This is a genomic window from Undibacterium sp. Ji49W, from assembly GCF_049340205.1.
Taxonomy (GTDB): Bacteria; Pseudomonadota; Gammaproteobacteria; order Burkholderiales; family Burkholderiaceae_D; genus Undibacterium.
This window is the reverse complement of the sequence record NZ_JBMPOW010000008.1, coordinates 104,172-118,245: the sequence shown is the minus strand read 5'-3', so window position 1 is coordinate 118,245 and position 14,074 is coordinate 104,172. Positions and strand designations below refer to the sequence as shown.

The 14,074-nt window shown below is 53.6% G+C and carries 7 protein-coding genes; 5 read left to right on the top strand and 2 right to left on the bottom strand.

The features are described 5' to 3' along the window. Positions 1 to 347 precede the first annotated feature (347 nt). Genes ACO0LK_RS11775 through ACO0LK_RS11755 form a run of 5 tightly spaced genes read left to right on the top strand, consistent with a single transcriptional unit; the run spans position 348 to position 10,320 of the window. Entirely contained in the window at positions 348 to 1,979 is a 1,632-nt protein-coding gene (locus ACO0LK_RS11775; RefSeq protein WP_422975235.1) for a ShlB/FhaC/HecB family hemolysin secretion/activation protein, read from the top strand. A gap of 11 nt (positions 1,980 to 1,990) precedes the next feature. Beyond that, positions 1,991 to 4,327: a CHAT domain-containing protein gene (locus ACO0LK_RS11770; RefSeq protein WP_422975233.1), complete on the top strand. Its 2,337-nt coding sequence runs from the start codon at positions 1,991 to 1,993 to the stop codon at positions 4,325 to 4,327. Continuing rightward, positions 4,324 to 7,548, top strand: coding sequence for a beta strand repeat-containing protein (locus ACO0LK_RS11765; protein WP_422975231.1), 3,225 nt, complete (start codon positions 4,324 to 4,326; stop codon positions 7,546 to 7,548). Before ACO0LK_RS11770 ends, ACO0LK_RS11765 begins: the two co-directional genes overlap by 4 nt. Positions 7,549 to 7,570: 22 nt before the next feature. Beyond that, complete coding sequence (locus ACO0LK_RS11760; protein ID WP_422975229.1) at positions 7,571 to 9,427, top strand: CHASE2 domain-containing protein; 1,857 nt, start codon at positions 7,571 to 7,573, stop codon at positions 9,425 to 9,427. Then, positions 9,424 to 10,320 (top strand): hypothetical protein, encoded by an 897-nt coding sequence (locus ACO0LK_RS11755; protein ID WP_422975227.1) that lies wholly within the window; start codon positions 9,424 to 9,426, stop codon positions 10,318 to 10,320. Before ACO0LK_RS11760 ends, ACO0LK_RS11755 begins: the two co-directional genes overlap by 4 nt. Before the next feature lie 20 nt (positions 10,321 to 10,340). Here the strand turns inward: ACO0LK_RS11755 and ACO0LK_RS11750 are convergent, their stop codons facing one another. Both ACO0LK_RS11750 and ACO0LK_RS11745 read right to left on the bottom strand, forming a co-directional pair. Then, a complete protein-coding gene (locus ACO0LK_RS11750) occupies positions 10,341 to 11,636 on the bottom strand; it encodes a GAF domain-containing protein (RefSeq protein WP_422975225.1) in 1,296 nt (431 codons plus the stop codon). A gap of 266 nt (positions 11,637 to 11,902) precedes the next feature. Further along, the gene (locus ACO0LK_RS11745) at positions 11,903 to 13,969 is read right to left on the bottom strand and encodes a M13 family metallopeptidase (RefSeq protein ID WP_422975223.1); all 2,067 of its coding nucleotides are present in this window, start codon (positions 13,967 to 13,969) and stop codon (positions 11,903 to 11,905) included. Positions 13,970 to 14,074 lie beyond the last annotated feature (105 nt).

The window sequence follows — 14,074 nt, the reverse complement described above, 5'->3', positions numbered from 1 at the left end:
TCATACTACCGGTACAGACCACTGCCGTACCGGTACAATTTTCTTTAAACCAGTACACTGCCATGGTCGTTCTGCCATGACAATTTCCGATATGCATTTTTCTGTGGTTTCCAGGCCATATCCTGCGTTGCTGGACTGTTTAATATGTGTCCAAATGTAATCAAACGCCTGAGTTGATTGTAATCATTTGGCAAGCCTTTTATTATGCCCGATTGGCGTTTTGCAGTCTCTTTGGAATTGCCCCGTTTATCCATCAGCGTATATTTTATGTCATTCACTATTCAGCGTCAGACCGCAGCAAGCACCAACAGGAAACATGGCGGCCATCATTCATGCTGAATTATGTAATGAGTCAAAGGCGTTTCAAGCTTTGTTTTTCTGCATGGGCAGGCTGTATCAGTCTTGCCTGTGGTGTGCCGGGCGTGGCCAGCGCAACGCCGGACCAGGTCTTTGTACTGCCACCGGTGCAGACCAGCGCCGCCGATGTGCTGGTGAAAGAATTCCGGTTCAGCGGCAATACCGTTCTCACTACAGAAGACTTGCAGCGCATGGCGCAAGCATATGCCGGGCGTCGTGTCACGCTGGCCGAACTGGAAGAGCTGCGCATCAGCATTACCCGTAAATATATCGCCCTGGGTTACCTGAACTCTGGCGCCGTGCTGGTGGTGGCTGATGGGCAGGATGCATTTCCCGATGGACTGGTCCCAATACGCCTGATAGAAGGGCGTATCAGCCAGGTCAACATCAAAGGCCAGGGCAGGCTGCAAACACAGTATCTGGAACAGAGACTGGTGCAGGCGCCAGAAGTATTCAATATGCCGGTCTTGCAGCAAAGATTCCAGTTATTGCTGACTGATCCCTTGTTTGAAAAAATCAATAGCCGGCTTATCCCTGGCGATGTGCCGGGTACCGCCATACTGGACATCGATGTACAGCGCGCCCCAGCCTATGGCATGACGGTGTTTTTGAATAATTACCGGGCACCGTCTATCGGGTCCCAAGTGCTGGGCAGTGCAGGCTGGATACGCAATCTGACCGGGCGTGGTGACATGCTGGATGCCAGCATCAGTCATAGCGAAGGGGCTGACCCTGTGCATCTGGGCTGGACCATGCCGCTGAATAGCCGTGGCACCAGCCTGAAGCTGAGTGCCGATCAGGGCACTTCATCCGTCATTGGTGAATCGCTGGCTGCCATCGTTATCAAAAGCCGCAGTTCGGGTGGTGAGGCAGGGCTGATGCAGACACTGCAATCGTCACCACAAAGAAAAATTGAACTGGGTTTCAGCTACGCGCAGCGCGAAAGCCGTACCAGCCTGCTGGGCGAAGCCTTTTCATTTACGCCGGGCGAACCGGACGGGCACTCGCGCATCAGGGTCTGGCGTTTTTCGCAGGAATGGACAGAACGGGCAGAAACCCAGGCGTTGGCTGTGCGCAGTGTCTTCGCTTTTGGCCGTAATAATATAGACCAGAGTGCAAGTGGCGCTGGTGAAGCTAGTGGTGCTGGCGTGCCGGATGCCAGTTACCGCATCTGGACCGGGCAACTGCAATATGTCAACAACATGGCGCAGGATGGCAGGCAGATCGTCGTACGCGCTTTTGTGCAACAAACCCCGGATCGTTTGTTGCCGCTGGAACGATTTTCACTGGGCGGTGCCGCCACCGTGCGTGGCTACCGTGAAAATGCACTGGTGCGTGACCGTGCTTTTTTGTTGAACGCAGAATTTCATTATCCGCTCAGCTTTGCCGCACTTGAGGGACAAAAAATAAACCTGATCAGCTTCGTCGATATGGCCATCGCAAACAACCAGGATGAGGCCACACAAAAGCTTGCTTCACTGGGCATGGGCATGAACTGGCAATGGAATAAATGGAGTGCCGAGGTGTTTGTCGCCCGCAAGCTCAAAAGTTTGCCCAATGCCGGCAGCGGTAATCTGCAAGACCACGGTGTGCATTTTCAAATGACTTACCACGTGTTTTAAGCAGACGAATCATGCACACCTTCAACCATATGCAATGTGTCCGCAAAATATTGATCGCATGCCTGGCGTCGTTCAATTTTATTTTTCCTTTCGCCCATGCCCAAACGGAAACACTGAATAACAAACTGGATTTATGCGAACGTGGCAATTACATCCAGGTATTGCATCCCTTGCTGGCGCAATACAGCGCCACCAGTGTACAGGCTGATAAAGTAAGGCTGGCCGCAGCGATTGCTGCCAGCTATGTACAGTTGCAACAGGCCCCACTGGCAGAACCTTATCTGCACTTTGCCTATGAACATGCCGATACCGCAGTGGACAAGGCCGCCCATGCCATTGCCCTTGGCAACTGGCAGCAAAGCCGCGGTAATGCAGATGCCGCGCGCGCATCTTATGATGTTGCCATGACCCTGGCTGGAAGCGATGCCGGCATTGCCATCAGCAGTGGTTTAAATCGACTGAAACTGGATGGCGACAAACTCGGCACCACGGATCGCATCAGTAGCCTGAATGCATACTGGCAGCGTTTGCCGGCAGTCAGCAAGCCGCAGGCAAGAATACGCTTTGCCATCAACCTTGGGGCACAGGCAAAAGCTGCCGGGCCGGCTGGCCATGCACTGGCGTATCAGGCATTCGACTATGCGCGCCAGTTGGCGCAGGCCGTGCAGGAAAGCCGTCTCTTGCTGGAAGCGCTGGATCAACTCGCGCAAATGTATGAAGATGCCCATCGCCAGGACGATGCACTGGCCCTCAGTGATCAGGCCGTGTTGGTGGCACAGACAATGGAAGCCCATGATTTGCTGATTGCTGTCGAATGGCGTCGTGGCCGCATTTTGCGCCAGCGTGGGCAGACTGATATGGCAATCGCTGCCTACCAGCGGGCACTTGATCATATTGAAGCCATACGCACCGATATCCCGGTTGAATACCAGGATGGAAAATCCTCATTCCGTGAAACGCTGGAGCCGGTTTACCTGGGGCTGGCAGATATGCTGTTGCAGGGCGCAGATCAACTGAATGCCGCTAACAAAGACCAGCAATTGCGACGTGCCCGCAATGTTCTTGAACTCATCAAGCAGACCGAGCTGCAAGATTATCTGGGTGACCGTTGTGCGGTTGAAAGCGCACGCGCCAATCGCCGTTCATCCACACTCGCGCCTGGCACGGCCATTATCTATCCGGTGATCTTGCCAAACCGCATGGAATTGCTGCTGGAAACTGCAAATGGCATGCAGCACCGCAGTATTGCGGTTTCCGCAGACAGCTTACGTGCCGATGTGATTGAATTTGGCAGCAACATTCGCGATAACCTGTCCTTCAAACCGCAAGCAAAACGCCTGTACGATATGCTGCTGGCACCGGTAGACAGTCTGCTGCAACAAGAGAAAATTGAAACCCTGGTGATTATCCCTGACGGTGTCTTGCGTCTGTTGCCATTTGCTGCCCTGCATGACGGCCAGCGCTTTGCCATAGAAAAATATGCGATAGCCATCGTCCCGGCACTGACACTCACAAATACCACTGCGCGCGAACAACAAGGTTCAAATCTGAAAACCCTGCTGGCCGGTATGAGTGAACCCGGTGCCGTCGTTGATAAACTACCTGCCGTGATGGTAGAGCAGTTGCTGGCCGCCGGTCCGCAAACTGCTAGCACAGCAACCACTGGCCGGCAGATCAGCCGTGGCAGTTTCACCCGCAGCATGCGTCGCCTGCCAGCAGGCAAATCTGGCGCTGACGGCAGCGCTACTATGTCTGTTACTGAGAAACAGCAGCGGCACCGGCAATTGCAGCAAATGCTCTTGCTTAACGGTGTTGATGAAGAAATACGCATGCTGGAAAAACTCAATCCCGGCCAGACCTTGCTGAACGGTGGTTTTACCGTGTCTGCCTTCGCCGGAAAAATGAAAACCGGCGATTTCCAGATCGTGCATATTGCCTCGCATGGCGTATTCGGTGGCACGGCAGACAACAGCTTCCTGATGGCGCATGATGACCTCATCACCATGAACGGCTTGCAGCAATTGCTGCGTGCAGGTGAAAAAAACAGTCGTGGTCTGGAACTGCTGACCCTGTCCGCCTGCGAAACGGCAGAGGGCGATGACAGGGCTCCGCTGGGCCTGAGCGGCGCAGCCTTGAAGGCGCATGCCAAAAGTGCACTCGGTTCGCTGTGGCCGGTGTCTGATGACGCTGCCAGCGCCCTGATGGTGCAGTTTTATCGTAATCTTTCCACCCCCGCCAACAGCAAGGCACAGGCCCTGCAAAAAGCCCAACTGGAATTGCTGAAAAACGACAACTACAGTCATCCTTTTTACTGGGCACCATTTATCATGGTCGGGAGCTGGTTATGAACGTGACCCTGCTACATTTTCCTGTAAGGCAGAAACATCGCAAACAGTCCATGCGTGCCATGCGCACAGTCATCCGCGTTAGTCTGTTGTTTGCCTTCGGCACGACGCCTTTGCTGGCAAGAGCTGGTGCTGTCACCGATGGTACGGTAGGCCCGGTACAAAATTTATCCGGCAATTTTGTGATTCCACAAAACCTGGGTACGACCAAAGGCGCGAATTTATTTCACAGTTTTCGCAGCTTCAGCATAGACAGTGGTGAATCAGCCAATTTCACGACCACGACTGCCTTGCAGAATGTCATCGCCCGTATCACTGGTGGTACGGCGTCGCAGATCAATGGTTTGTTGCAATTGACAGCGGCCACAGGCAGTCAGCCTAATTTTTATTTCATTAATCCGGCAGGTGTGGTTTTTGGTGCGGGCGCGGCACTGGATGTGCCGGCGGGTCTGCACATCAGTACCGCCAATTATCTGAAATTTTCTGATGGTAATTTTTATGTTGATGCCACGCGCGCCAGCACTCTTTCAGCAGCAGCACCCGAGGCTTTCGGATTTCTAGGCAGCACCCGCGCTACGCTGGAACTGCGGGATGGCGCCACATTGTCAACCCGGTCGCAGCAGGCAATCAGCCTGGTCGCTGGTGATGTCAGCATCGACAATGCCAGCTTGCAGGCACCGGGTGGCAATATCCGGGTCGCTGCCGTGGGTAGCAGCAAACTGGATGTGTCACTTGCAACTGCCGATGTGACAGGTATGAATGGACGGCTTGCTATTGTCAATGGCGGCAGCATCAACAGCCCCGGCAGTGGTTTTATTGATGGTGGACAGATACGCATACAGGCCGGCGATATCGTCATTGATGCCGGGGGCGCAAGGCAGGACACCGGCGTGTTCAGCAACGCGAAAGATGGCATCGCCAGGTCGGGCGACATACAGGTATCGGCCAGAGGGCAACTCAACATTCTGGGCGGTGCACGCATATCTTCATCGACTTTTACCAATGGCAATGCCGGTGCTATCCGTGTTGACGCCGATAGCGCCGTACTGGATGGCCAGGGCCAGGTCGGTGGCATCTACAGCCAGGCGAATGATTTTGGTGGCAATGCCGGCAATCTGGACATCCATATCAAAGGTAAGCTGGCGGTACTGAATGGCGGCCTGATTTCTTCTTCCAGCAATGCGAAGGGCAATGCCGGTACGGTCATCGTCAGCGCAAATGAGATCATGCTGGATGGCAGCGAAGCAAACGGCCCCGATACTGGCATAGTCTCGACTGCCAATAATGTGAATGCTGGCAGCGGCAATGCTGGCAGGGTCGATGTATCGGCCAGCGGCAAATTGACTATCTTGAGCAGCGCGCAGATTTCATCTGCCACCTATACCACCGGGCAGGGTGGTGATGTCAAAGTCAGCGCGGGTGAATTGCTGATCAATGGTGATGGCCTGTCAACCGGCATTAACAGTATCTCTGGTGGCAAGGGCAATGCCGGCAATGTCGATGTGAATGTACGTGGTGCTGCCACCATGCTGGCTGAGGGTGGTGTTTCCACCTCTGCATTTGATAAGGGCAATGCAGGCACCATCAAGTTTCAGTCGAATAGTCTGGGTATTGATGGCCAGGGTCTGAGTGCCGGTATTTACAGCGATGCAGGTGATTTCCGCATGCTGGCCAGTTTTCAGGGGGGCAATGGCGGCAATATTGATGTCAGCATTGCCGACAAACTGACGCTCGTTGATGGTGGCAGAATTTCATCCACCACCTACACCAGAGGCAATAGCGGCAATATCAGCATCATTGGCAAGAACCTGAGCATTAGCGGTGGTGAATCCGGCGTGCGTGCCGAGACCATAGGTGTCGGTAACGGCGGCAGTATCCAGGTACAGGCCAGTCAGTCTGTATTGCTGGAGGCCGGGGGCCGCATCTCCTCTTCTACTCGCTTTGTCGGCAATGCCGGTGCCGTCAGGGTTGATGCGGCGGCAATCGATATCAATGGCAAGGGCCTGGCCACCGGTATTTACAGTGACGCCGGCACCCAGGCACAGGGCAATGCGGGCAGCGTGGACGTGAATGTCAGCGGCAAGCTGAGCCTGACCGATGGCGGGCAGATTTCCTCCGCCACCATCAGTTACAGCACCGGTTCCGCTGGCGCTGTCAAAGTTATTGCTGGCAGTCTTGATATGGATGGAAAATCATCGGCGACACCGAACGCTGATAGCGATCTGCCTGCACCCGTCACAGGCATACTCAGCAGCGCCAATGCGGGGGATGAATATACCCGCTACTCGGTTGGTAATGCTGGCAGCGTCAATGTGAGTGCCAATAGCATTGCCATGCGCAATGCCGCGCAGATTTCATCCAGTGCTTTTGCCAAAGGCAAGGCGGGTGCAGTCAGCGTCAGTGGTGGCACTATCGATATCAGCAGTAATGCCAGCATCAGTTCAGAAGCCGGGCCTGCTTCCAGCGGATACGCCGGTAGCATCAACCTGACGGCATCAGAAAACCTGCATATGGATCAGGGCATACTGTCCATCAGCAATGCCGCAAGGCCAGATCAACCCGGTGCCATCAGCAAAACCTTGCTGGCCGTGAATGCGCCCGACATACAGTTACAACAGGCGCAAATCAGCGCATCTGCCAGCGGCAATGTCGCAGCCAGTGATATCCAGATCAGCTACGCCAGCCGTTTGTGGAGCCGTTCCAGTGCCATTACCACCAGTGCCCAGGATGGCAATGGTGGCAGTATCGTGCTGCGTGGCGGTGGCCCGCTATTGCTGGATAGCTCGCAAGTGATTACTTCAGTCAACGGGCTACAGACCGGTAATGGCGGTGATATCAGCATTACCGCACCGGCGCTGGTCCTCAGAAACGGCTTTGTGCAGGCCAATACGGCAGCACCTGCTGCCTCTGGTGGCAATGTCAATGTTCAGGTCGATGCCACCATCGCCACTGGCAACCAGCTACGCATAGGTGGTCCGCCATTGAGTTTTAGCCGCAATAGTGGCAATCTTATTCAGGCTGCGGCCCCTGACGGCGTGAACGGAGTGATAAGATTGAGCAGCCCGCAAGTTGATTTTGCAGCCAGCCTGCTGACCTTGTCGGCACAAGCCTATGATTTGGGAGATCTGGCCATGGATTTATGTCGTATCGGTAACGGCAGTTCACTCAGTCCGGCTGGACGCGGCGGATTGCTGCCCACGGCTACCGGTCTGTTGAAGCCTTGATCTTGCCAATGCCAGGCCAGCCATGACATCCCATCCTGTTTTCACACGCTTTCGCCCCGGGCCAGGCTGGTGGGTGCCTGTGCTGCTGTGCGGCTTTGCTGCGTTGTTGCTCAACTGGTCTGGGACACAGGCGATGGATAACAAGCTGCTGGATATCCAGTTTTGGCTGGCGCGTGAGTATTCACCACAGACGGTAGAGCATGAACCCGTCATCGTCGGCATCAATGAAGCGTTTCTGGATGAAGTCGATGAACCACTGGTGTTGAACCATGTGTACCTGGCCGAATTCCTGAAAACCATGAACCTGGCTGGTGCCAAAGCGGTCGGCATGGATGTCAGCCTGCCAGAAAAACGCTACGATACCCTGGTCTCTACCCGCAAGGCCGATGCCGATTTTCATAAGGCCCTGCTGTCCGGCATGCTGGAAACCATACAGGGGACGCCTGTGGTGGCGGCCAAGGTCTGGGATACGCAGCGCCGGCATTTTATCAATATCCAGGTCGATTACGCAGCTGTGCTGGGCATGCAGAATGCACGCTTCCAGCCGGTGGCGTCGGCAGAATTTTGCCGAGACAGCGATCAGCGCATACGCCGTTTCCCTGGAAAACAGTGTCAGCCAGATGGTGGTGCCAGTGGCCTGGCAACAGAAGTCGCAGCTGCTGCCGGCGTCAGGCAAGACTGGTCGGGTCTGATCAACTACCGCCTTGGTCCGCGTTTTGACTATATCCCTCTGCAAGACGTGCTGCACTTATCAGACAAGGGCAATATCGGTGAATTGAAACGCCGCTTTGAAGGCCGTATCGTGTTATTGGGCGCGACCATGGAAGCGACTGATCTGGTAGATTTACCCGTGTCACTGGCGTCCTGGCTGCCGGATGGTGTCCCCAATCCTGGTGTGCTGGCGCATGCACAACTGCTGCGAAGTATCATGAACCAGCGCATGCTGAAGCCGAGCAGCCATGAAGTCTTGTTCACGCTTTGCTGTGTTTTCGTGTTGTTCTGGTTCGGTCGCTCGGTACGCTGGAAAGTGGCGTTGTTCGTGCTGGCCGTGACCACTTTGCTGGCTGCCAGCACCATTGCCATGCAATATGATGTGTGGCTGCCACCAACTGCTATTTTGCTGACTGGGTTGCTGGCGCTGGGTTCCAGTAGTGCTTATCAGGGCTGGCGTCATTTCATCGACAAACAGCGTTTGAGCAAGGCATTTTCAGGCCGGGTCAGCCCGGCTGTGATGGATGAAATTGTCGCAGGACGTGAACACAACTATACCCATAGCCGTCGCTTGCCGGTCTGCGTACTGTTTTCAGACATCCGCGGTTTTACTACTCTTTGCGAACATGCCCAGGCAGAGGAAGTGGTCAGCCTGCTCAACCGTTATTTTGCGGTGATGAGCAAGGCCGTGCATGAACATGGTGGCACCATAGACAAGTTTATCGGCGACGGCATGATGGCATTTTTCGGTGCCCCGAATACCTTGCCCAGCCCCGAACAAAGTGCCTTCGATGCGGCGCGTGACATGCTGTATGCACTGGCGGACCTGAATACTGAATTGCAGCAGGAAGGCAAGCCACCATTGGCTATAGGCATAGGCCTGCATAGCGGCGATGCCGTTATCGGCCAGGTTGGCTCTGCCGAAAGGCACGAATATACCGCCATTGGTGACACTGTGAATACCGCAGCCCGGATAGAAGGCCTGTGCAAGGATGTTGGTTATCCCGTGGTATGTTCCGACACCGTGGCCGACAAATTGCTGGACCTGGTTACTTTTGTGTCCCTGGGTGAAAAGCATCTCAAAGGTCGTTCAGCCATGGCGGTTTTTGGCTGGCAATTGCCGCAAGAAACCACCACCAATCTTTTAAAGAAACAGGCAAATCCATGATATCCGTATTCACCTTACGTCGGCCGGCTGGCGTGGCACATGCTTTCGCCCTGCTGGCCTGTATGTTGCTCAGCTTGATAGTAAGGACTGCGCATGCCGATACTGCATTGGGCATGGTGCTGGATGTGCAGGGCAATGGCAGGATGGAAGTGAATGGCACCAGCAGCAAGCTGCAATTGCTGGCTTATCTACAGCCCAAAATGCAGATCACGGTCGATGCAGGTTCCAGGGTTTCGCTGTCGCTGTATGCCACCAGGTCGGTATACCAGGTGACCGGTCCGGCACAGGTCAGCATAGAAAAAGAGGGCGTCGTCAGCCTACAAGGACAAAAAGCCGTGGTCAGGCCCATGGCAGAAAAACTGGTACGCGCAGCAGAAACCAGTAATGTGATTGCCGGCGCAGTACGCATGCGTCAGTTACCGCCACGTATCGCCATCACTGCACCAGAAAATAATAGCCTGTTGCTGGGTGATCGACCTGTATTCAGCTGGATGGCGGCCGAAGCGGCTGAATTTGACATCAGCATCCAGGCCGTGGATGAAAAACTCACAGACGAAAAGCCCATTGTCAGGCACAAGCTGAAAGAAAATAACTGGCAATTGCCCGACAATATACGACTGGAAGAAGGCAGAACCTATCGCTGGCAGGTTAGCTATGTCTCTGCCAGGGATGGCAAAACCCAGCTATCACGCGCCGAATTCAGACTGGCCAGCAAATCCGAAGCCGCAGCATTGACTGACTTACGGCCAGATCAGCAGGCTGCGGTTGAAGAATGGGTATTGTATGCAGCCACATTGCAAGGCAAGCGCGCTTATGCCGAATCCCGGCTGGTCTGGCAAATCATCGCCAGACAGCGGCCAGACCTGGCCCGCTTTGGAGAAAGTGGGCAGTAATCGAATGTGCTGTGACGCACTCAGGCAGATGCGCTCATGCCGGTATCCAGAAAATCGACATGAAAATCAACAATCACCTGCCCGGCGATGCGTTGTACCGAGCCGTCCTTGTGCATGCGGCTGACGGTTTTGTCTTCGCGCGAACGCACATCGATCTGGAATTCAGGATGGTTCTTGCCAAAGGCATCGGCGATGGTTTCCCTGACCTGCGCCAGCAAGGCCGTTTCGGCAGCTGTCACGGTTTCGATGGCATCCTGATTCGCTGCTTCGATGTTGGTGATTGTGTTCTCGTTCTCACCAAAGAATTGATCGACAGTCTGTTTGAATTCGCGTTGGGTGGTCACGCAATACTGTATCTTTGCAATCGGGAACAGGCTATGTACGATGCGTGATGCCATCACCCGTTCCGGATCAGTGGTCATGATGACCAGGCTGTCGGCGTTTTCTTCCAGGACGATCCAGTGATGGTCTTCAACATAGGCACGTTTGAAGTTTCGCAGCGCATCAGGACGCACCCGGTCTGCCTTATAGGGCTGATACTCGCATTCAAAATAAGTAGCCAGTGACTGGCCGATATCGGCGGGCTTGACCTCGAATTCATCGACCAGTATCTCTTCCACATCCATGCCCTTGCGGCGCGCAGCACGGGCGGCCAGGCCCAGTTCGGGAATCGACAGGATGGAAGATTTGATCAGGCTGTCAAACTTGGTATGGATCACCTGCGGTGACATCAGGCGCTGGGCAAATGCCACCGCCAGGGTATTGCGCAGATAGCGGAAACCTTCTTCCAGCAATTGTGGGAACTGACAGTCATTGCGGTTATTGATCAACTGCAGCACACCCAGCAATTCATTGCTTTGCTCATGCACCAGCGGGCCGACCATCATTTGCTTGGTGCGGAAACCGGTGCGTTGATCCACCCGGCGCAAGAATTCCAGTTTTGGCGAATGGGTTTTCAACTCGGCTTCGTCGTAAACATTAACCAGGTTGATGGTTTGCTTGGTCATGGCTACGTAACCGGCAACACTCTTTTCCGATATCGGTAGGGCAAAGTCCTTGAAGGAACTGAGACCGGTCTTGACCTTGGATTCAATCGCATTTTTTCTGTAATTGACCGAATACAGGGTCAGCCGTTCGCACTCAAACAACTCACAAATACTTTGCGACATATCGAGCATGATCTGTTCAATATTGCTGGTCGAATGGATGGCATTCGTGATGGTTTGCAGGTGTTTAAAAAAGTGTAAACGAGCATGCACGTCGTCGTTGTCATAAACATCATACTGATCTTGTTGGATACGGCGCACAAAACTCATAAATGGACTTTCAAAAATTAAGGATTTCAGCGTGTATTTTGCCACAGGTGGATGGCTCAGTCGTTGTAACAATAACAAACTTGATACGGCTTGCTTAAAAAATGACAAGCTTCTCTGCCTTTGCGCGCGAATGGCGGCATCTTCTGGAAGCTTTGTCAGTAAAAGTCGGGTAATCCGCTTTTTTGAGAAAGGGGTAATGAGTCATGTCTGATACAGGCAGGTTTTGCATCAGACATGACAGTATGGAAAATAGTGGGGGGCTGGATTTACCAGATCGTGATGCGCTTGTCTGGCGCTATGTACATCTTGTCACCTTCCTTGACACCGAAGGCGGAATAGAATGCAGGCAGGTTCGTCAATGGGCCATTGCCACGGAAGGCAAAAGGTGAGTGTGGGTCGGTATTGATCCTGAGGATGGATTCCCCATCGCGTGACTTGCCGCGCCATACCTGCGCCCAGCCCATGAACACACGTTGGTTGCCGGTAAAGCCATCGATCACTGGTGCAGCCTTACCACCCAGGGAAATCTGATAAGCCTTGTAGGCAATCGACAGGCCAGAGTTATCTGCGATATTTTCACCCAGGGTCAAGGCACCATTCACATAGTAGCCTGGCAGCGGGCTATAGGCGTTGTACTGGGCAATCATGGCGGTCGTCAGTTTGCCGAAGTTGGCCTTGTCTTCTTTGGTCCACCAGTCGCGCAAATTGCCATCGCCATCAGACTGGCTGCCGGAGTCATCAAAGCCATGGCTGATTTCATGCCCAATCACCGCACCGATACCGCCATAGTTGACCGCATCATCCGCCGCCGGATTAAAGAATGGTGCTTGCAATATCGCTGCCGGGAACACAATCTCGTTCAGGCGTGGGTTGTAATAGGCATTGACCGTCTGCGGACTCATATTCCATTCCTTGCGACTGACCGGTTTGCCCAGTTTGCTCAACTGCCGCTGGTATTCATGCTCACGCCCGCGCATGACATTGCCGACCAGGTCATCTTTGGCGATCGTGAGCTTGCTGTAATCGCGCCACTGGTCGGTGTAAGCAATCTTGGGATTGAACTTGGCCAGCTTTGCCAGTGCTTCCTTCTTGGTTTCAGGGCTCATCCAGCTCAGGGTTTCTATGCTTTGCTTATACGCCTGCAACAGGTTATTCACCAGTGCCTGCATACGTGCCTTATTTTCTGGCGGGAAGTATTTTTCCACATACAATTGTCCCAGCGCATCCGACATCGCCTCTTCTACGCGGGCAACGCCGCCTTTCCAGCGCACCTGATTGGCAGGCACGCCACGCAAGGTCTTGTGAGTGAACTCAAAGTCCTGGTCGACAAAACGTTGACTGAGGAAAGGCGCATACGCATTCAGGACTTGCCACTTCAAATAGGTTTTCCAGGTATCCAGTGACGTCGTGTCGATTATTTTTGCCAGTCCGCTGAAAAAATCAGGCTGACGCACGATCACATAGTCGACCTTGTCTGCCATGTCATTTGCCGCGAAGTAGGCTTTCCAGTCAAAGCCCGGTACCAGTTGCGCCAGTTGCTTCAGATCGTTCTTGTTGTAGGTTTTGACTGGATCGCGATTGGCGACCTTGGTCCACTGTATCCTGGCGATCTCTGTTTCCAGAGCGAGGATGGTTGCAGCACTTTTTTCTGGATTCGCCTGGCCGCTCATGCCCAGCATTTTTTCCAGATGCTTCAGATAGGCATCACGAAAACCCTTGAGCTTGGCATCGTCATCCTTGAGGTAATAATCACGGTCTGGCATGGTCAGGCCATTCTGGCTCAGATACACGGCATAACGACTGGAATCGCGTGCATCCGGACTGATACCGGCTGCCACGGGCAGGTTGATGCCCAGCTTGCTCAGGTGCGCCATCAGGGCAGGCAGTTTGCTCTTGTCATTTAATGCATCGATGCGCGCAAATTCTGTTTGCAAGGGTTTGATATCCAGCGCATTGGCACGTGCTTCATCCATGAAGCTATTGTATAAATCAGCAATTTTTTGTTGATTTGAACCGGCAGTCAGTTTGCCATCTTTGGCCAGCGTCTGGATGATGTCGTAAGACCTTTGCTCAGACAGTTCGCGCAACTGGTCAAAAGAACCAAAGCGACTACGGTCTGCCGGGATTTCTGCTGTTGCCAGCCATTTGCCTGACATGAACTGAAAAAAATCATCCTGTGGTCGTACGCTTTTATCTATCCATTGCAGATCAATGCCGGAAGCCGGTTTATGACTTGCTGCTGTCGTGGGCGCAGCATTGTCAGCAAAGGCGGTAGCCATGCCTGCATTGGCAAACAAACCAGCCAGTGCGAGGGAAATCAGGGTGCGGGACATAATATTTCCTGTATATAGGTATTGAATCAGGAAATGTAGATGCTTTTACTTGGGCAAAGTTCAGCTATTTTAAAGAAACTTTATGCAGCACCCCGGCAAAAATGG